Annotated in this window: 18 protein-coding genes; 5 read left to right on the plus strand and 13 right to left on the minus strand. The window is 72.7% G+C overall.

Features of this window, described 5'->3' with window-relative positions:
• Positions 1–5 precede the first annotated feature (5 nt).
• The 7 genes from mtrA to C0R66_RS12970 form a co-directional block, all read right to left on the minus strand.
• Positions 6–710 (minus strand): MtrAB system response regulator MtrA, encoded by a 705-nt coding sequence (mtrA, locus tag C0R66_RS12940; RefSeq protein WP_101525044.1) that lies wholly within the window; start codon positions 708–710, stop codon positions 6–8.
• A gap of 96 nt (positions 711–806) precedes the next feature.
• Positions 807–2,237 (minus strand): adenosylhomocysteinase, encoded by a 1,431-nt coding sequence (gene ahcY / locus C0R66_RS12945; RefSeq protein WP_101525045.1) that lies wholly within the window; start codon positions 2,235–2,237, stop codon positions 807–809.
• A gap of 110 nt (positions 2,238–2,347) precedes the next feature.
• Positions 2,348–3,343, minus strand: coding sequence for a DUF808 domain-containing protein (locus C0R66_RS12950; protein ID WP_101525046.1), 996 nt, complete (start codon positions 3,341–3,343; stop codon positions 2,348–2,350).
• An 89-nt stretch (positions 3,344–3,432) separates the two neighbouring features.
• On the minus strand, positions 3,433–4,473 hold the full coding sequence (locus C0R66_RS12955; RefSeq protein WP_101525047.1) for an SIS domain-containing protein: 1,041 nt from the start codon (positions 4,471–4,473) through the stop codon (positions 3,433–3,435).
• A 13-nt stretch (positions 4,474–4,486) separates the two neighbouring features.
• A complete protein-coding gene (locus C0R66_RS12960) occupies positions 4,487–4,651 on the minus strand; it encodes a Trm112 family protein (RefSeq protein WP_101525048.1) in 165 nt (54 codons plus the stop codon).
• Positions 4,651–6,042 (minus strand): phosphomannomutase/phosphoglucomutase, encoded by a 1,392-nt coding sequence (locus tag C0R66_RS12965; protein ID WP_101525049.1) that lies wholly within the window; start codon positions 6,040–6,042, stop codon positions 4,651–4,653. Before C0R66_RS12965 ends, C0R66_RS12960 begins: the two co-directional genes overlap by 1 nt.
• Positions 6,043–6,073: 31 nt before the next feature.
• Positions 6,074–6,445 carry a DUF3499 domain-containing protein gene (locus C0R66_RS12970; RefSeq protein WP_101525050.1) on the minus strand — a complete coding sequence of 124 codons (372 nt, stop codon included), beginning with the start codon at positions 6,443–6,445 and terminating at the stop codon, positions 6,074–6,076.
• A 49-nt stretch (positions 6,446–6,494) separates the two neighbouring features.
• On the opposite strand from C0R66_RS12970, the gene C0R66_RS12975 reads away from it, so the two are divergent.
• On the plus strand, positions 6,495–6,953 hold the full coding sequence (locus C0R66_RS12975; protein WP_241901438.1) for a metallopeptidase family protein: 459 nt from the start codon (positions 6,495–6,497) through the stop codon (positions 6,951–6,953).
• 87 nt (positions 6,954–7,040) lie between these two features.
• Here C0R66_RS12975 and C0R66_RS12980 read toward each other — a convergent pair whose 3' ends face one another.
• The 4 genes from C0R66_RS12980 to C0R66_RS12995 are packed head-to-tail and all read right to left on the minus strand — an operon-like array spanning position 7,041 to position 11,632.
• Entirely contained in the window at positions 7,041–8,255 is a 1,215-nt protein-coding gene (locus tag C0R66_RS12980) for a DUF5719 family protein (protein ID WP_101525052.1), read from the minus strand.
• A complete protein-coding gene (locus C0R66_RS12985) occupies positions 8,252–8,437 on the minus strand; it encodes a hypothetical protein (protein ID WP_101525053.1) in 186 nt (61 codons plus the stop codon). Before C0R66_RS12985 ends, C0R66_RS12980 begins: the two co-directional genes overlap by 4 nt.
• A complete protein-coding gene (locus tag C0R66_RS12990; RefSeq protein WP_101525054.1) occupies positions 8,434–11,334 on the minus strand; it encodes a glycosyltransferase family 2 protein in 2,901 nt (966 codons plus the stop codon). Before C0R66_RS12990 ends, C0R66_RS12985 begins: the two co-directional genes overlap by 4 nt.
• Positions 11,335–11,377: 43 nt before the next feature.
• A complete protein-coding gene (locus C0R66_RS12995) occupies positions 11,378–11,632 on the minus strand; it encodes a WhiB family transcriptional regulator (RefSeq protein ID WP_101525055.1) in 255 nt (84 codons plus the stop codon).
• A 185-nt stretch (positions 11,633–11,817) separates the two neighbouring features.
• Here C0R66_RS12995 and cofD point away from each other — a divergent pair, with 185 nt between their 5' ends.
• The 3 genes from cofD (at position 11,818) to C0R66_RS13010 (ending at position 14,645) form a co-directional block, all read left to right on the plus strand.
• Positions 11,818–12,816: a 2-phospho-L-lactate transferase gene (gene cofD, locus C0R66_RS13000; RefSeq protein ID WP_101526237.1), complete on the plus strand. Its 999-nt coding sequence runs from the start codon at positions 11,818–11,820 to the stop codon at positions 12,814–12,816.
• The gene (gene cofE, locus C0R66_RS13005; protein ID WP_101525056.1) at positions 12,813–13,847 is read left to right on the plus strand and encodes a coenzyme F420-0:L-glutamate ligase; all 1,035 of its coding nucleotides are present in this window, start codon (positions 12,813–12,815) and stop codon (positions 13,845–13,847) included. The genes cofD and cofE overlap by 4 nt, the downstream gene beginning before the upstream one ends.
• Before the next feature lie 63 nt (positions 13,848–13,910).
• Complete coding sequence (locus C0R66_RS13010) at positions 13,911–14,645, plus strand: DUF3105 domain-containing protein (protein WP_101525057.1); 735 nt, start codon at positions 13,911–13,913, stop codon at positions 14,643–14,645.
• A 16-nt stretch (positions 14,646–14,661) separates the two neighbouring features.
• Here C0R66_RS13010 and C0R66_RS13015 read toward each other — a convergent pair whose 3' ends face one another.
• Positions 14,662–15,741, minus strand: a complete 1,080-nt coding sequence (locus C0R66_RS13015; protein WP_101525058.1) for a mannose-1-phosphate guanylyltransferase — start codon at positions 15,739–15,741, stop codon at positions 14,662–14,664.
• A gap of 39 nt (positions 15,742–15,780) precedes the next feature.
• Between C0R66_RS13015 and C0R66_RS13020 the strand changes: the two genes are divergently transcribed.
• On the plus strand, positions 15,781–16,509 hold the full coding sequence (locus C0R66_RS13020) for a TIGR03089 family protein (RefSeq protein ID WP_101525059.1): 729 nt from the start codon (positions 15,781–15,783) through the stop codon (positions 16,507–16,509).
• Here C0R66_RS13020 and C0R66_RS13025 read toward each other — a convergent pair.
• Positions 16,491–19,310, minus strand: coding sequence for an FG-GAP-like repeat-containing protein (locus C0R66_RS13025; protein ID WP_101525060.1), 2,820 nt, complete (start codon positions 19,308–19,310; stop codon positions 16,491–16,493). The two genes, C0R66_RS13020 and C0R66_RS13025, sit on opposite strands and share 19 nt — an antisense overlap.
• Positions 19,311–19,322 lie beyond the last annotated feature (12 nt).

Consider the following 19,322-nt stretch of genomic DNA (forward strand, 5'->3'; position numbering starts at 1 on the left):
GGCTGCTAGGACTTGCCGGCTTTGTAGCCCACTCCACGCACCGTCAGCACGATCTCAGGGTTCTCGGGGTCGTGCTCGACCTTGGAGCGCAGTCGCTGCACGTGCACGTTGACCAGTCGGGTGTCGGCGGCGTGGCGATAGCCCCAGACCTCCTCCAGGAGCACCTCGCGGGTGTAGACCTGCCACGGCTTGCGCGCCAGGCAGACCAGCAGGTCGAACTCCAGGGGGGTGAGGTTGATCGGCCGGCCGTCCCGGGTGACGTCGTGGCCCGCCACGTCGATGACCAGGTCGCCCACGGTCAGCGTCTCGGAGGTGGGCACGTCGTAGCGCCGCATCCGGGCCCGGATGCGCGCCACCAGCTCCTTGGGCTTGAAGGGCTTGACCACGTAGTCGTCGGCACCGGACTCCAGCCCGACCACCACGTCGATGGTGTCGCTCTTGGCGGTGAGCATCACGATGGGGACCCCGGACTCGGCGCGGATCTCCTTGCACACGTCGATGCCGTCCTTGCCCGGCAGCATCAGGTCGAGCAGCACCAGGTCGGGGCGGTAGTCGTGGAAGGCGGCCAGCGCGGCGTCGCCCCGGGTCACCATCTGGCTGTCGAAGCCCTCCTGGCGGAGCACGATGGTGAGCATCTCGGCCAGCGATGCGTCATCGTCGACGACCAGGACCCGTCCCCGGGTCGGCGGATCGACCGCAGGTTGACTCATAACCGCCATTGTGCCAGCCAACGGGTCGCGGGGACGAAGCAAGGGCGCCCCCTCCGGGGACGCCCTTGCGTGCCGTCCGTCCGGACGGCGGGGTGCTCAGTAGCGGTACTGGTCGGACTTGTAGGGCCCCTCGACGGGGATCCCGAGGTAGTCGGCCTGACTCTGGCTGAGCTCGGTCAGGCGTACACCGAGGCTGTCCAGGTGCAACCGGGCGACCTCCTCGTCGAGATGCTTGGGCAGCACGTAGACGCCGACCGGGTAGTCCTCGGGCTTGGTGAAGATCTCGATCTGCGCCAGCACCTGGTTGGTGAATGAGTTCGACATCACGAACGACGGGTGCCCCGTGGCGTTGCCCAGGTTCATCAGGCGACCCTCGGAGAGCACGATGATCGCGTTGCCGGCCGGGAAGGTCCAGACGTCCACCTGCGGCTTGACGTTCTTGCGGACCGCCACGCCGTCGGCCTCGAGGCCGGCCATGTCGATCTCGTTGTCGAAGTGGCCGATGTTGCCCAGGATCGCGTTGTGCTTCATCCGGCTCATCTGGTCCACCGTGACGACGTCCTTGTTGCCCGTCGCGGTGATGATGATGTCGGCCACGCCCAGGACGTTGTCCAGGGTGTCGACCTGGTAGCCGTCCATCGCCGCCTGCAGGGCGCAGATGGGGTCGATCTCGGTGACGATGACGCGGGCACCCTGGCCGCGCAGCGACTCCGCACAGCCCTTGCCGACGTCGCCGTAGCCACAGACCACCGCGACCTTGCCGCCGATGAGCACGTCGGTGGCCCGGTTGATGCCGTCGATGAGGGAGTGCCGGCAGCCGTACTTGTTGTCGAACTTGGACTTGGTGACCGAGTCGTTGACGTTGATCGCCGGGAACAGCAGCGAGCCGTCCCGCATCATGTCGTAGAGGCGGAGCACACCGGTGGTGGTCTCCTCGGTGACGCCCTTGATCTCGGCGGCGATCTTGGTCCAGCGGTCGGAGGAGTTCTTCAGCGACTCGGTGAGCGCCTCGAAGATGATCTTCTGCTCACCGGACGCGGCCGTGGCGGGGTCGGGCGCGACACCGGACTTCTCCATCTCCAGGCCGAGGTGCACCAGGAGCGTGGCGTCACCGCCGTCGTCGAGGATCATGTTGGCGAACGAGTCGCCCGGCCAGTCGAGGATCTGCTGGGTGCACCACCAGTACTCCTCCAGCGACTCGCCCTTCCAGGCGAAGACCGGCACGCCGGCCGGGGCCTCGGGCGTCCCCGTCGGACCCACGGCGATCGCCGCGGCGGCGTGGTCCTGGGTCGAGAAGATGTTGCACGACGCCCAGCGCACCTCGGCCCCGAGCGCCACCAGGGTCTCGATCAGCACCGCGGTCTGGATCGTCATGTGCAGCGACCCGGCGATCCGGGCTCCCGCCAGCGGCTTGGAGTCGCCGTAGCGCTCCCGCATGGCCATGAGGCCGGGCATCTCGTGCTCAGCGAGCTCGATCTCCGTGCGGCCATACTCGGCCAGGCTCAGATCGGCGACCTTGAAGTCCATGAACTACCCCTCCGTAGTGCGTGCGCACGTGGGTTCGTGCGTGCCGACGAGCGTAGGACCGGGCGCGGAAAAAGGCCGAATCCACGATCGCGGCGCGGATACGCCCCTGGTCAGGGCGCCGGGTCGGGGGAAGGACCCGGCGCGGCGCCGGTGTCGTGGCCGTCCTCGTCCGAGCCGTGCCCGAAGGGCAGCAGGTGCATCACGAGCACCACCAGAGCACCCCAGACGATGCCGATCAGGGCGGAGAAGGCGGTGTTCACCAGCCAGCCGACCGCTCCCCCGGCGAAGGTCACCGCGTCGTGAGCGGCCTCCTCCAGGTGGTGCACGAACTCGTACGGCGAGTGCCAGCCGAGGTCGTCGGCGCCCACCAGGAGGATGTGCCCCCCGACCCAGAGCATCGCCACGGTGCCCACCACGGAGATGGTGCCGAGCAGCTTGGGCATGGCCTTGACCAGCCCGAGGCCGAACTTGCCCACCAGTCCGGTGCTACGCCCGGCGAGGTGGAGCCCCACGTCATCCATCTTCACGATCAGCGCCACGACGCCGTACACCAGGAGCGTGATGACCAGGGCGACGACGACCAGGATCGCGGCACGGGCCAGGAACGGCTCGTCGGCGACCTCGTTGAGGGCGATCACCATGATCTCGCCCGACAGGATGAGGTCGGTGCGCACCGCACCCGCGACCATCGTCTTCTCCTGCTCGGGACCGATCTCGGTGGCCAGCACCTTCTCTTCGTGCTTGTCGTGGCCGGCCAGCTTGGCCCACACCTTCTCGGCGCCCTCGTAGCACAGGTACGTCCCGCCGAGCATCAGGATCGGGGTCAGCAGCCAGGGCGCGAACTGGCTCAGCAGCAGGATGGCCGGCAGGATCAGCACCAGCTTGTTGCGCACCGAGCCGATCGCGATCTGCTTGATGATGGGGAGCTCGCGCTTCGCCGCCAGCCCGTGCACGTACTGGGGGGTGACGGCGGTGTCGTCAACCACCACACCCGCGGCCTTGGCGCTGGCCCGGCCGGCGGCGGCAGCCACGTCGTCCACCGACGCGGCGGCCATCCGGGCCAGGACCGCGACGTCGTCCAGGAGCGCGAAGAGACCGCCGCTCATCGCAGCACCGCAGCAGGTCGGGTCGCACCAGCGGGCTGGCGGGGCACACGGAGGCTCGTCACGCGCAGAAGGGTACCCGCGCGGGCCACTCAGTCGGTGACGAGCCCGATCCGCAGGTACGCCGCGGCGTAGCGTCCGTGCAGCACCAGGGACGCGTAGCGCGCCAGCTCGGTGGAGGTCGCCGCGTCGTCGCAGGTGACGGTCTCCACGCGAACCCCGCGCGAGGCAGCCACTGCCTGCAGCCGGGACCGCTGCTCGCGGACGTAGGGCTCCTCGGTGCCGTCGTCGAGCACGAGCAGCAACGGACGTCGCTCCGCGGTGCCGTCGGCCACCGGGTCGTCGAAGACGTTGCGCGGCCGGGCCGCCTCGAGCACCGGCAGCAGGTGCTCGGCGTCCCCCGCGATCGCGGAGGTCCCGGAGGCACGACGGATGGACTCCGCCACCCGGCGGGCCGCCCGGGCGGCGAGCACCGACCCGCCCCAGAGGACCGGTGTGGTGTCGGCCAGGGCGATGGAGAGCATCTTCGCGGGGTTGACCGCCAGGTCCCGGTGCGGGGAGCACGCCGCCGCGACGCCGTCGAGGGCGTCCGCGACCTCCTCGGTGTCCACCCGCGGCCCCAGGTGCACCCGGTCCAGGTAGTCCAGCACCACCACGGCAGCGGCCAGCTGGTCGGTGGTGTGCACCGGCAGCACGGTGCTCCACCGTCCGGCGGCGTGCTCGGCGACCGAGGACCGCGGCGGGCAGGCCACCACCACCTGGGCGCCTCGGCGCACGGCCTCGGCGACCGCGAACGAGGCTCCCTCCCCCGAGCCGTCCGGGGCCAGCATCACCACCAGGTCCAGGCTGCCCACCCAGCCGGGGAGCCCGGGCCCCGCCCAGGCGACGAACGGCACCGGGCACCACGGCTCGAGCACCGCCCGCAGCAGCCGCGAGTCGGGTCCGGCCGCCACCACCGCACGGGGGCGGTTGGTGTCGGCGGCCCGGTGCGCGGCCTGGGTCAACGGCACCTCCACGTCCGCGACCTCGCGGCGCACCCGGGCGCCGGACTCCGCAAGGCCTCGTAGCAGCGGGTCCGCGGCGGTGAGCACCGAGGGGTCGTCGAGGCGGGACTCCTCGAACCAGGTGGTCATGTGCCGGTGGTCCTCAGGCCGGCTTCCGGGCCTCGTCGACGAGCAGCACGGGGATGTCGTTGCGCACGGGGTAGGCGTTGCCGCACCCCGAGCACACCAGCTCCTCGCCCTGTGCCGCGAGGGCTCCGTGGCAGGCGGGGCACACGATGATCTCGAGCAGTGCCGGGTCCAGGTTCATCACTTGCTCCTGATGGTGGTGAGTACGTCGTCGCGGACGCCTGCCATGGTGGCCTCGTCCTTGCCCTCGGCGTTGAGGCGCAGCAGCGGCTCGGTGTTGGAGGCCCGGACGTTGAACCACCAGTCGGCGTGGGTGACGGTGAGTCCGTCGAGGTGGTCGACGGTGACACCGTCGCGGGCCGCGTACTGGGTCTCGAGCCTGGCCAGCACTGCCGTCTGGTCGTGCACGGTGGAGTTGATCTCGCCGCTGGCCGGGTAGCGCTCGTAGCGGGCCAGCAGCTCCGAGAGAGTCCCCTCGGTCTCGGCCAGGGCGGCCAGCGCGTGCAGCGCGGCCAGCATCCCCGAGTCCGCCCGCCAGAAGTCGCGGAAGTAGAAGTGGCCGCTGTGCTCGCCGCCGAAGATGGCGTCGGTCTCGGCCATGGTCGCCTTGATGAAGGAGTGGCCCACCCGGGTCCGCACCGGGGTGCCCCCGAGCTCGGTGACGATCTCCGGCACCGAGCGCGAGGTGATCAGGTTGTGGATGATCATCGCGCCGGGCTGCTTGACCAGCTCGCGTGCCGCGATCAGGCCGGTGAGCACCGACGGGGAGACCCCGCGACCACGCTCGTCGACCAGGAAGCAGCGGTCGGCGTCGCCGTCGAACGCCAGTCCGAGGTCCGCCCCCTCCGCCACCACGCGCTCGGCCAGGTCCACCAGGTTCTCCGCCTCGATCGGGTTGGCCTCGTGGTTGGGGAAGGTCCCGTCGAGCTCGAAGTAGAGCGGCACCATCTCGACCTGCTCGGACCCGATCCGGTCGAAGACCACCGGCGCGGTCAGCCCCGCCATCCCGTTGCCCGCGTCCACCACGACCTTGAGCCGGCGGCCCTTGACCGGGGCCAGGCGCAGCAGGTGGTCGGCGTAGTCGGCGAGCACGTCGCGCTCGGTGATGGTCCCGGGGGCGGGACGCTCACCGGAGACCGCTCCCGTGGTGGCGCGCAGCGCGACGAGGTCCCGGATCTCGGCCAGCCCGGTCTCCATCCCCACCGGCGTGGCCCCGGCCCGGCACATCTTCATGCCGTTGTACTGGGCCGGGTTGTGGCTCGCGGTGAACATCACCCCGGCATGACCCAGGTGGCCCGAGGCGAAGTAGAGCTGGTCGGTGCTGGCCAGGCCGATCATCACCACGTCGGCGCCCGCGCCGGCGGCGCCCTGGGCGAAAGCGGCGGCCATCCCGGGCGAGCTGGGGCGCATGTCGTGGCCCACGACGACGGTGTCGGTGCCGGTCACCTCGACGAAGGCCTCGCCGGTGGCCCGGGCCAGGGTGTCGTCGAGCTGGTCGGGAACGGTGCCGCGGACGTCGTAGGCCTTGAAGATGGCGTCGAGGTTGGCGGGGTCGAGGGTGCCGGCAGACATGGGGGGAGCCTAACGGCACCGGGGCCGACCCTCAGTCCGTGGTCAGGATCCTGAGGTGACCGCGGCGTACGCCTCGCGTGGGATCGTCGCCCTCCTGCTCGGCCGGACGCAGCCGCGGAGCCGGCTCCGGCGGTCGCGCGGCCTCGCGCACCGCGTCGGCCAGGGCCAGCAGGTCGTCTCCGCTGGGACCGTGCGCCGACGGGTCCGGCGCCAGTCGCAGGACCTCCCAGCCACGGGGGGCCGAGAGGCGCTCGCTGTGCTGCTCGCACAGGTCGTAGGCGTGAGGTTCGGCATAGGTCGCCAACGGGCCGAGCACCGCCGTCTGGTCGGCGTACACGTAGGTCAGGGTGGCGATCGCAGCACGGCTGCACGCTGTGCGCGAACAACGACGGGCGGAGCTCACGGGGCTGACGTTACCCGGCCCGCGGTCGCAGCCGGACTAGGCTCGCGGCATGGACCCCACCGCTCCCGACGCGCCCGCCGCTCCCCCGGCGCGCAGGCGCACCCGGGACCGACGCGGCCGAGGCATGCGCGGACCGGGTGTGCTGCCCCGCACCCTGGGGACGCCCGCGCTGCGCACCGACCGGGAGCGCTTCGACGCCCTGGTGCTCGACGTGGTCACCATCCTCGACGACCGGTGGCGCGCCGAGCTCGGTCTCGTCGAGTACGCCGTCGAGGACGCCCCGCTGGTGCCCGACGACTGGAGCACCGAGACCGTGCCGCTGTCGTCGCTGATCCGCGGCTCGGGGACCACCCCGAGCCGCCTGGTCGTCTTCCGGCGGCCTCTGGAGCACCGCTGCGAGACCCGCGAGGAGCTGCGGGCCATGGTGCTCACCGTCGTCGTGGAGCAGGTGGCCGAGCTGCTCGGGCTGCCCTCCGAGGTCGTCGACCCCCGGTTCGGCAGCGACTGAGGCGCCGCGCCCCGGCACCCGACCCGTCTCGGCCCCCACCCGCCCCCACCTGCCCACTGCCTGCCCCGTACTGCGTCAGTACCTGCGTCAGTACAGGGCGGGCCGCACGTGCGGCACGTCGCTGTCCAGCACCAGCTCGCTCAACGGCTGCACCGAGCCGCCCGAGCCGCCGGTCACCAGCGCGGCCTGCACCGTCGCCCCCTCGGTGACCAGCTCGACGTAGCGCGCGGCCTCGGGAAGCGCGGCGCTGAGCCCCATGCCCGGGCGCAGGCTGACCCGGACCGGCTCGAGCTGCCGGCCCCGGGCGTCGCGGGTGAGCACCGTCAGCTCGCTCACCCGCGCCACGCCCGCGAGCACGACGCGCTTGGGCCCGGGGCCCACCACAGCGGCCGCTCGCGAGGAGACGGGTTCGGAGACCACCCCGTGCGAGAGACCCTGCGGGGTGACGGCGCGCAGGGTGCCGCTGACCGGGTGGTCGGAGTCGAGCCGGATGCCCAGCGCCCCCTCGCCCTCGGCGCCTGCCAGCACCCGGGAGAGGTCGAGCAGCGCGGTGGAGCCGGGCGCCACCACCAGCTCCTCGAGACCCGAGGGCGCGAACTCGCTGCGCGAGGTCACCAGCCGTACCGCGACCCGTGCCTCGTCCGCGCCGTCGTTGGCCACCACCAAGGTGCGCTCCCCGGTCCCGGCGCCGACGCCGAGCAGGTAGCCGGTGCGCGTCGGGGCCGTCTGTGCCGCGAGCCAGTCCTGGGTCACCGCGCCACCGGCGAGGTCCTCGGAGCGGTCGACGACCCAGGCGCCGAGCCGACCCCGTGAGACCTGCACCCGCAGGGTGAGCTCCTCGCGCTGCGGCACCAGCCGGGCCAGGTCCAGGCGCACCAGCCGCTGGCCCCGCACGGTCAGGCCGCGCAGCCGCGGGACCTCGATCTCGCCGGTGGGGCCGAGCACGGTGATGTCCGCGACCGCGGGCCCACCGTCGGGGTTGACCAGCTCGAGCACCGACGAGTGCTCGGCACCGGCCCCGACCCCGGTGAACCAGGTCTGCGCCTGGGGCGTGACGCAGGACGTCGCCGCGTCGCGCGCCGTGCGGCCGGCGACCAGGCCGGGCGCGGTCGTGTCCTCGCCGATCAGCACGGCCTGAGCGGGCTCGTCGATCTCCAGCGTCCGACCTGCCTCGAGCTCGAGCTCGTCGGTCTCCTCGTGCCGCAGCCGCACCACTCCGGCGGCCTCGGGGTCCGCGAGCGCCGCCGAGATGACTCGACCGCCCGGCAGCGCCGGAGGGCACACCAGAGTGCTGCGGGTCAACGGTGCCGAGGAGGGGGCCGGCCCGGCTCCTCGGTCGGTGTCGGGTGCACGGTGGCCAGGGCGGCCACGGTCAGCGCCGGGACCAGGAAGGCCAGCAGCGTGGTGGAGCTGATGGTGCGCTCCCGGGGCACCGCGACGCGTCGCCGGCTGCCACCAGCGGGCCGGGGATCCTGCTGGCTCATGAGCGCTCCCTGCGTCGGGTCACGGTGGGCGCCGACTGCACCAGGGCGAGCACGATCACCGCGGCCTGCAGCACCAGCAGCACGAGGCGCCCGGGACCGACCCGGCTCTCCACGGCGCCGGCCTGCAACGGCCGGTCCACCCGCCAGGCGCGGGTGGCCCGGTCCTCGGCGCTGGCCTGCACCAGTCCGCTGGCGGCGTCCAGGCCCGCGGCCACGCGGCCGTCGGCGGGTGCGGCCAGCACGACGTACTCGATGCCGAGCTCGCCGAGGGCGGCCACGTCGGCCGGGGTCGGGCGGGAGGTCAGGCTGGTCACGGTCCTGGTCAGGGCAGCGTCCTCGGGGGCCAGGGAGAGCACCTCGTCCTCACCCACGGTGATCCCGTCGTCGCGGCGTACCCGGTAGGTGAGCCCGTCCTCCACGGACCCGCGCACCACGAGCACCCCGCGCTCGGCGCCGGTCAGCGAGCTCTGGGCCATGTAGGCGGGCACCGCCTCCACCACGTCCTCGTCGAAGGAGTCGTCGGCGTCGACCAGCCACCACGCCAGACCTCCCAGGGGCACGAGGGCGGCGACCACCGCGAGCAGCCCGGCGGCCGCGCGCTGCCACCAGGGGTGGGTGGCCGCGTCGGTGAGGCGCCGCACCCAGGCGTCGGCACCCAGCACGGTGGCCACCACCGCGACTCCCTGCAGCACGACCACGAAGAACCCCAGGCTGGGGGGCGTGCTGGTCGCCGGCAGGTGCAGGGTCACCAGCCCCAGCGCCGCGGCCACGACCGCGGCCGCCAGCGCGATGATCCAGCAGATGGTGACCGGCACCCGGGTCAGCCGGGGCCAGATGGCCACCACGGCGAGGACACCGACGATGCCGCCCAGCCACCACGGCGCCCCCAGCTCGCCCAGGCGCCCGGTGAGCAGCTGGACGGCGTCGGCCTCGGCCACCGGGAGCCGGCCAGACTCCAGGAGCAGGCCGCTGGCCGAGCCGGTGGTGAGCAGCGGCACGAACCAGGGCGCCATGAGCAGCGGCACCACGCCCAGCGCCAGCGCGGGCGGTCCCCAGGCGGACCTGTCGGCCAGGAGCCTGGGACTGATCGCGAACCCGGCGGCCACCACGATGGCCGCCGCCAGCAGGGCGAACAGCCAGACCCCGGGCACAAAGGCCGCGGAGAGCGCCAGCAGCAGGCCGGTGCGCCAGGCGGCGCGCCAGCGACGGTCCGGCTCCGGGTCGGCGAACCCCAGGGCGGCATGGGCCACCCACGGCAGCAGCATCGCCAGCGCGACGGTGCCGAAGCGACCCTCGCCCCAGGCACCCGAGGTCACCGGGACCAGCGCGTACGTCGTGGCTCCCCAGGCGAGCACCCACCGGGGCAGGCCGCGGGGGTCGACCAGGCGACCCACGACCCGCAGCAGGCGCCAGGCGCCCCACAGGGTCAGCGGCACCGCGAGGACCATCAGCGCCCCGACCACCGCGCCGGGACTGCCGCCCAGCACCGTGCCGAGCAGCGCGAAGACCAGCACGTACGCCGGCGCGGGCACGTCGGTCCCGCTGCCGAGCGGGTGGTGGCTCTCCAGGTGCAGGCGCCACCAGTCCGAGACCGACTGCGGGACCGGGGACAGGGCCCCGCCCTGGATCTCGCCGAACCCCGCCCGGGCCGCCACCAGGGCCAGCACCACGAAGAGGGTCAGGGCGATGGCGAGCGGGTTGGTGAGGAAGCGCGTGACCAGGCCGGTGTCGGCGTAGAGCTCCTCCTCGTCCTCCTCAGCCGCGGTTGCCGGCCGGCGCGCGCCCGGCCGGATGGTCGCGGTGGCTGCCGGCTCGTCGGCCACCCGGGCCGCCCGTCGGCGCTCGGCCACGTCCTGGGCCTGGCCCAGCACCGCGGAGGCCAGGTCGCTGAGGAAGTCCAGCCCGTGCCGGTAGGGCACCCACCACGGGGCCAGCAGGCCGCGCACGTCCCGCGGTGGCCCGGACCGACGCCTGGCCCGTGCGGCGCGGGCGGCCCGCACCTGGCCGGGATGCCCGTAGACGTTGAGCAGCGCGGCCAGCTCGTCCAGTGCCTCGGGGACCGAACGGACCAGCAGGAACCCGAGCATGCGCAGCACGCTGCCCAGGGCGAGCCTGATCGTCAGGCCCAGCAGGCGGCGCGACTCGACATTGGCCAGCAGGGTGAACAGGGCGGCCCGGCGCTCCTGGTAGTGGGTGTGCCGGCCGGTCAGCGGCGTGCGCCGGACGCCGCGATGAGCGGCCTCGGCGTGGAAGACCACGGCCTGGGGCACGACCAGGGTGGTGTGGCCGGCGCGGGCGGCGCGCCAGCCGAAGTCGATGTCGTTGCCGAAGACAGCCAGCCGCTCGTCGAAGCCGTCCAACTCCTCCAGCACCCGGCGCCGCACGAGCATGCCCGCGGTGTTGACCGCCAGCACCGGACGGACCTCGTCGTGCTGTCCCTGGTCGTACTCACCGCGCTCCAGACCGGTCTCGCGGCGACCGGTGGGAGAGATGGTGACCCCCACCTCCAGCATCCGGCGCAACGAGGGCCACTCGCGCAGCTTGGGCCCCAGCACGTCTGCCTCGGGATGCGCCTCGGCGGCGGCCAGGAGGGCGGCGAGCGCCCCGGGGTCAGGGTTGGCGTCGTCGTGCAGCAGCCAGATCCACTCGTCGTCACCGGTCGGCTCGAGGTGGGCGAGGGCGAGTCGCACGGCGGCCGGGAAGGTGGTCGAGGAGGGGGCCTGGAGCACCGCTTCGGTCCCGAAGGCCTCGCGGATCAGCTCTGCGGAGGAGTCCTTGCTGCCAGTGTCGACGGCGACGCCGCGGTCGATGCTGCGCTGCTGTCGGCGGACGCCGGCCAGGACCGCGGGGAGCCACCTCGCCCCGTCATGGCTGACGAGAATGGCGGAGACGATCACGCGGGGCAGCCTAACGACCGCCCCCGCGGTTGGCGGAAACGCCTCAGACGGCTCGCTTCTTCAGCTTGCGGCGCTCCCGCTCGGAGAGACCGCCCCAGATGCCGAACCGCTCGTCGTTCATCAGCGCGTACTCGAGACAGTCGCCCCGCACGTCGCAGGTCAGGCAGACCTTCTTGGCCTCACGCGTGGAGCCGCCCTTCTCTGGGAAGAACGCCTCGGGGTCGGTCTGCGCGCACAGCGCACGGTCCTGCCACCCCATTTCCTCGGCGTCGGAATCAAGGAGAAACAGTTCTCGCATCGGCCCTCGCCCTTTCGACCCTGTGTTTCGTATACGACCCGTGTCCAACGTCACACACCCAGGGAAGCGGCGAGCGAAGAACACTGAGGGAATTACATGCCTGTCGTACCGACAAGTCAAGCCCCGGCCGTGCTATATCCAGACCACTGGTCAGGGACCGGGACCGTTCGCGCGAAGATATGTCCATGCGTGACATCACAGTGCTCTCCGGTGGTATGGGCGGCGCCCGGTTCATCCAGGGCCTGCTCCACGGAATCGCCGCCGGCACCATCCCCGGCCTTGCCCCCGACGCCCGGGTCACGGTGATCGGCAACACCGCCGACGACCTGTGGATCCACGGCCTCAAGGTGTGCCCCGACCTCGACACGGTGATGTACACGCTGGGGGACGGCATCGACCCGGAGCGTGGCTGGGGCCGGCGGGAGGAGACCTGGAGCGTCAAGGAGGAGCTGGCCGCCTACGGCGTGGAGCCGACCTGGTTCGGGCTCGGTGACCGCGACATCGCCACTCACCTGGTCCGGACCCAGATGCTCGAGGCGGGCTACGGCCTCTCCGCGATCACCGAGGCTCTGTGCCGCCGCTGGCAGCCGGGCGTCCGGCTGCTGCCGATGACCGAGGACCGGGTCGAGACCCACGTCGCGGTCACCGATCCCGAGCAGCCCAGCGGACGCCGCGTGGTCCACTTCCAGGAGTACTGGGTCCGGCTGCGGGCCGCGCCGCCGGCCGAGGCGGTGATCGTGGTCGGCCTGGAGGAGGCCACTGCGGGGCCGGGCGTGCTGGAGGCGATCGGGGAGGCGGACCTGGTGGTGCTGCCGCCGTCTAACCCGGTGGTCTCGGTCGGCACGATCCTGGGGGTGCCCGGGATCCGCGAGGCCGTGCGCACCACGACCGCCCCCGTGGTGGGCCTCTCCCCCATCGTCGGCGACACGCACGTGCGCGGCATGGCCCACCAGATGCTCGACTGCATCGGCGTCGAGGTGAGCGCCGAGGGTGTCGGGCGGCACTACGGCGCCCGCTCGGCGGGCGGGGTGCTCGACGGGTGGCTGGTCGACGAGCACGACGCCGACCAGCTGGCCGGGTTGCGCGCGGCCGGCCTCGCCGCAGCCGCCGTACCGCTGATGATGACCTCGCCGGAGGCCACCGCGACCATGGCCGCGGCCGCCGTCTCGCTGGTGCAGCGATGACCGGCACGACGCTGGTCGTCCTCGCCCCCGACGCCATCCCCGAGGTGGCCCGGGGCACCGACCTCGCGACGCTGGTGGCGGACGCCGTCGAGCTGCTGCCCGGCGACGTGGTCGTGGTCACCAGCAAGGTGGTCAGCAAGGCCGAGGGCCGGGTCGTGGCGGGTGGAGCCGACTCCTACGCCCGAGCGCTGGCCTCGGAGACCCTGCGGGTGGTGGCCAGCCGGGGGCCCGTGCAGATCGTGCGGCAGCGACTGGGGCTGGTGATGGCCGCGGCGGGCATCGACCGGTCCAACGTCAGCACCGGCAACCTGGTGCTGCTGCCCGAGGACCCCGACTCCTCGGCCCGGGAGCTCCGCAGCCGGCTGCGGGCGCTGACCGGGGTCAACGTCGGGGTGGTGATCACCGACACCTCCGGTCGCGCCTGGCGCGAGGGCCAGACCGACATCGCGATCGGGGTGGCGGGACTGGTCCCCCTGGAGCAGTTCGCCGGTCGCCACGACTCCTACGGCAACGAGCTGTCGGTGACGATGCCGGCGGTGGCCGACGAGATCGCCGGCGCCGCCGAGCTGGCCCAGGGCAAGCTCGGCGGGCGCCCGGTGGCGGTGGTGCGCGGTCGGCAGGACCTGGTGCTGGCGCCCGAGGAGGACGGTCCCGGCGCCGTCGCCCTGGTGCGGCCCGAGGGCGGCGACCTGTTCGGCTACGGATCCCGGGAGGCCGTGCTGGCGGCCCTGGCGCAGGCGCCGGGGACCGCCTCGGTGTTCGGGTCCCCGGTCTCCGCCGAGGAGCTGCTGCACGCCGTACGCCGGGTGCTCCCCGGCGTCACGGCCGAGCGCACGGCCGAGCGCACGGTGGAGCGACAGGCTCCCGGCGCCGACGCCTGCACCGGGCTGGACCTCGCCCTGCCCCCCGGGGCCGCGCGCGAGGTCCTCGCCGCCCTGTGCTTCAGCCACGGCTGGCGCATCGCCCTCTGGCAGGCGGACGTGGCCCACCCCGACGCGGTCGTCGCTCGCGTGTCACCAGATATTCCGTAGACTCAGCGATCGACCGCCGACGAGCGCACCGCCGTCGCCGACCCAGAGGCAGGACTCACCCACGTGGCAAAGCAGGACAAGACCGACCGCCGAGCTGTCATCGACGACCTCCGCAACAAGCAGCGCTCGGCCGAGCGGCGCAAGAACGGGATGATCGTCGGCGTCGCCGTCACCATGGGTGTGCTCATCATCGGCGCGGCCGCCTACAAGCCGATCACCGACGCCATGGATCTGCGCGAGTACAAGGACAAGAACCTGTCCGCCATCGGCGCGAAGGCCTCGGTCTGCCAGGAGGTCGAGACCAAGTCCGCCACCGGCGAGCAGGACCACGTCGAGCCCGGCACCCCCATCGACTACCCGGACGCACCGCCGGCGTTCGGCCAGCACTACAACGTCTGGGACAGCATCGACCGCAAGTTCTACACCGACGACCGCCCCGACGTCGGCGAGCTCGTGCACAACCTGGAGCACGGCTACACCCTGATGTGGTACGACGAGACGGTCGCGGCCGACGAGGAGCAGATGGACGCGCTGCGCGGCCTGGCCAGCAAGTTCGACAACGACAGCAACCTGCGCAACAAGTTCAAGGCCGTGCCGTGGACCTCCGAGGACGGAGCGGCGTTCCCCAAGGGCCAGCACATCGCCCTGACCCACTGGTCGATCGGCGGTGCCGGCAACACCGACGCGTCCAAGCACGTCGGCGTGTGGCAGTACTGCTCCGAGCCCAGTGGCGAGGCGCTGGAGAAGTTCATGCTGGACTACCCCTACATGGACTCCCCCGAGCCCAACGCGGTCTGAGCACCGCCGGCAGGGTTCAGATCAGCTCGTCGTGGCCGTCCTCGGAGAGGGCGGCCACGATCTGCTTCACCTCCTGGGCGCGATCCAGGGTGGTGACGAGCAGGGCGTCGCCGGTGTCGACCACCACCACGTCCTCGAGGCCGATCACCGCCACCGTGCGGCCCCCGGCTGGGATCACCAGGCCGCTGGCGTCGATGCTGCGCACCAGGGTCGGCTCCCCCAGCACCTTCAGGCCTGATCCCGTGAGGAGGTCGGCCAGGGAGGCGAAGTCGCCGACGTCGTCCCAGCCGAACCGGCCGGCGACGACGGCCACCCGGCCTGCGGCCGCGGCCGGCTCCGCCACCGCGTGGTCGATGGCGATCTTGGGCAGGTGCGGCCAGACCTCCTCCAAGGTGTCCGGGGCCGCGGCGACGGCTCGGAGCGAGGCGGCGAACTCGGGGTCGGTCTCGGCGAGCAGGTCCAGCAGCACCCCGGGGCGCACCACGAACATGCCGGCGTTCCACCGGTAGCCGGCCTCGACATAGCCGGCAGCCACCTCGGCGGTCGGCTTCTCCACGAACTCCTGCACGCGGCTGACCTGGCTGAGCCCGGGGACCGGGTCGCCCGCGCGGATGTAGCCGAATCCCGTGGCAGGGTGGGTGGGCTCGATGCCGATGGTGACCAGCCACCCCTGCTGGGCGGCGCGATAGGCCGCCTGGACGGCCGAGGCGAACTGCTCGGACTCCGGGATCACGTGGTCCGCGGCGAACGAGCCCATCACCGCCTCGGGGTCGCGGCGCTCGAGCATCGCCGCGGCCAGGCCGATCGCCGCCATCGAGTCCCGGGCCGAGGGCTCGGCGACCACGTCGTCGGGGCCGAGCTCGGGCAGCTGCGCCAGCACGGCCTCGCGGTGCGCTCGTCCGGTCACCACCAGGCAGCGTCGCCCGGCCATCGGGGCCAGCCGGTCCACGGTGGCCTGCAGCAGGGTGCGACCCGATCCGGTGAGGTCGAGCAGGAACTTCGGGGCCGAGGAGCGGGACACCGGCCAGAGCCTGGTGCCGGCGCCCCCGGCGGGGATGACGGCCCAGAAGTGGTCGAGCGGGGCGTGAGGCGACATGGCCGCGAGGGTAGACGACGCCGCGCCTAGGCTGGCCCGGTGCCCACCTTTCCCGCGGTCCTCGACAGCCTCCTGCGACGCGATGCCGGACGTCCCCTGATCACCTTCTACGACCACGCGAGCGGTGAGCGGGTCGAGCTGTCGGTGACGACGTACGCCAACTGGGTGGCCAAGGTCGCGAGCCTCCTGGTCGAGGAGTGCGACCTCGAGCGCGGGCAGCGGCTGCTGGTCGACCTGCCGCCGCACTGGCTGGGCCCGGTGTTCCTGGGCGCGGCCTGGACGGTGGGGCTCACCGTCGTGGCCACCGAGCCGGCCGACGCCGTGGTGTGCGGTCCGGCGACCCTGGCCGACCACGCGGGGTCAGCCGCCCAGCGGCCCGTGCTGGCCTGCAGCCTGCGGCCGCTCGGGGTCCGGTTCGCCGAGGGGGTCCCCGACCACGTGCGAGACGTGGGGGTGGAGGTCTGGTCGCAGCCCGACTCCTTCATCTCCTACGACCCGCCGTCCGAGGCGGACCCGGCGATCGAGGCCGCCGGCGTCTCCCTCACCCAGGGTGAGCTGATGGCTACGGCCGCCGCCGGGAGTCTCCTCACCGACGGCGGCCGTCTCCTCACGGTGGCGAACCCGACTTCCCCATCAGCTGTCGCCACCTTCACCGAGCCGCTGGCACGCGGCGGCTCGATGGTGCTCGTGGCCCACGCCGACCCCGATCGCCTGGAGGCGATCGCGGCCGCCGAGCGGGCCTCGGCGGTCTATCCCGCCAGGTCGTAGGCTCCCATTCCCTCGCCCAGGTAGCGCCGGTTGCGCAAGCCCTTGTCGTTGCCGTTGATCAGGTAGAGCCGGCCGGTGCTGGCCTCGCGCACCACCAGGTCGATGCGCGGACCCAGCTGGGCGTCGCTGATCGGGATCCGCCAGTCGTAGGGGCGCAGGTTGTACGTCGGCTTCGTGCGGGCCGCGAGCCGGGTCGCGGCGCCACTGAGGCCGGTCGCCGGGAGCGAGTCGAGGAAGCCCGCCGCGCCGTGTCCCCGGTAGACCTGGGAGGCACCGCCGAAGGTTCCGATGAGGTCGGGGAACCCGTCGCCGGAGACGTCGCCGACGGCCTCGACGCTGGTCAGGGGGCCCCACCCGGTGCCCAGCACCTGGGGTGCGGCCAGCTGGCCCTGCCCGTTGCCCCGACGCAGCACCATCGAGCCGTCCGCCTCGCGGGTCAGGACGTCGCCGTAGCCGTCGCGGTCCCAGTCACCGGCGTTGAGCACCAGGTTGGAGCCCGACAGGTCCGCGCCGGTGTCGATTGGGGCGCCGAGGTCGAAGGTGCCCCGGTTGGGGATGACGACCAGGGCGCCGCCACGGCGACCCAGCAGGTCCGGTGCCGCCGAGCCGGTGATCTGGACGGTGGTCAGCCCGGCGACCTTGGGCAGGTTCGCCACCGGGCCCTGGGGGGACCCGAACGTCTTGTCGCCGTTGCCGGCCAGCACGTAGACGCTGCCCGAACGGGCGCGGACCACCAGGTCGGGGCGGCCGTCGCCGGTGTAGTCCTGGCCACCGGCGATCTGGTTGTACGACGACCAGGTGCCGGCGGTCGGGCGGGCCTTCCGGAACATCGTGGCTCCCTTGCCGCCGGCCCTGCCGAGCCGGGTCCAGACCCGGCCCGTCTTGTCCCGGCCCAGCAGGTCGGGGCGGCCGTCGGTGTTGATGTCGCCGACGCCGATCAGCTTGACGTAGCGGCCCCAGTCCTTGCCCAGCCCCACCTTTTTGAAGCCGTGCTTGGGCGTGCCGAGGTAGGCGACGGCCGAGCGGGAGCCCCGGGCCAGGGAGACGAGGTCGTTGCGGCCGTCGCCGTTGATGTCACCGACGGCGGTCATGGAGCGACTGCCCTTCATCGACTTCACGGTGCGGGTGGCCCGGGCGAAGGTGCCGGTGCCCGTGCCGGGGCGGATCTTGCCCACCCCCGAACGCGAGGTGACCACGAGGTCCGGGACGCCGTCGCCGGTCAGGTCGGGTGAGCCCAGGGCGTCGGCCTTGCGGTCCCACCCGGAGCCGAAGAGCGTGAGGGTCCGCTGGAACGAGAGCAGGCCGCCGGTGGGGATGATCAGCCCGCGACCGTCCGAGGCCCGTCTCACGATCAGGTCGGGGTGCGGGGTACCGGCCAGGTTGGAGCTGAGCTGTGCCTCGGTCCACTCCGGCGTCGCGGGCTGGCTGGTGATCGGGGTGCCGGAGGCCTGGGCGGCCGCCGCCGCGGTCCTGATCGCCGGCAGCTGCGCGTAGAGGTACTTGCCCGGACAGGCGGTGCTGCCCGCGTCCCGGTGACCGCTGATGGCCTTGAACACCGAGCGCCCCACCTTCTGCGAGGTGGAGGCCGGGTTCACCCCGTGCAGTCCCAGCTTCCAGCCGAACAGCTGGCCGTAGGCCTGCAGCATCTCCGCCGACGGCTGGACCAGGTCGAAGTTGCCGATGGCCGACATGGCGAACGAGTAGTCGTTGTAGTTCAGCGTGTGGGCGCCCACCACGGCCTTGTCGATGCCGCCGTACCTGCCCTCCCAGATGCGGCCGAAGCGGTCGACCAGGAAGTTGTAGCCGATGTCGCTCCAGCCGCGGGACTTCACGTGGTAGGCGTAGATGCTGCGCAGGATGCCCGGCACCTGGTCGGCGGTGTAGTCGTTGGCGTTGACCGTGTGGTGGACGAACCCGCCCGTGATCGTGCCGTAGCGCAGCGAGCTCTTGTCGCGGATGCTCTCGTCGGCTCCCCACTGGGCCCGCGAGAAGATGGTGGGCTGGGCGGCCTTGCGGGAGGCCTGCAGCGTGATGGCGTCCGGGGACGCCTCGGCGGCCGGGTCGGTGACAGCCGGGTCGGTGACAGCCGGGTCGGTGACAGCCGGGTTGGCGCCGCTGCCGTCGGTCGGTCCGGTCTCGAGCTCCGGGGCCTCCTGGCGCGTCTGCGTCGCCTGACCGGGGTCGACGACGGAGAGGGACAGGTCGGCCGGAAGCTCGCCGGAGGCGTCGGCGCGGACCTGGACCTCGTCCACGTCGCCGATGATCAGCGGCTCGGTCCCGGGACGGGCGTTCTTCGCGTCCGGGCTGCCCGGGTCCGGGGCGTGGTCGTCGTGGTACTCGAGCTCGCTCCACTCGCTCCACCCGTCCTCGACCCGGGTCCGCACCTGCAGCGTCAGCGCGTCCTCGGCCACGCTCTCGCCGGCCGCCCAGGTGACGCCCACCGCGCCGTACCCCTCGACGGGCGCGGTGACCGTCGCCTCGGCGGCCGGCTCGGCGGAGCCGGTCTCCCCCTCGGCGTCGGCCGGAGAGTCGGCCAGGGAGTCGGCCTGCGGCGCCTCGGGGACCACGGGGACCTCGGGGACCTCGGGGACCAGCGCGTACTCGTCGACCTCCGGGTCCACCGGTGTGGTGGGCACCAGGGCCGAGGCGAGGACGGCCGTGCCGGAGGCACTGCCCGACGGCGGCTGCGAGACCACGTCGAGGGAGAGCACTGCGGCAGCGGGCGTCAGGACGGCCAGCACCACGCCGAGGGCCAGCAGCTGCTGGGTGGCGGTGATGAAGCGAGAGTGAGAACTAGGCATTTTTTGGCTACT

Source organism: Nocardioides houyundeii (assembly GCF_002865585.1).
Lineage (GTDB): Bacteria > Actinomycetota > Actinomycetes > Propionibacteriales > Nocardioidaceae > Nocardioides > Nocardioides houyundeii.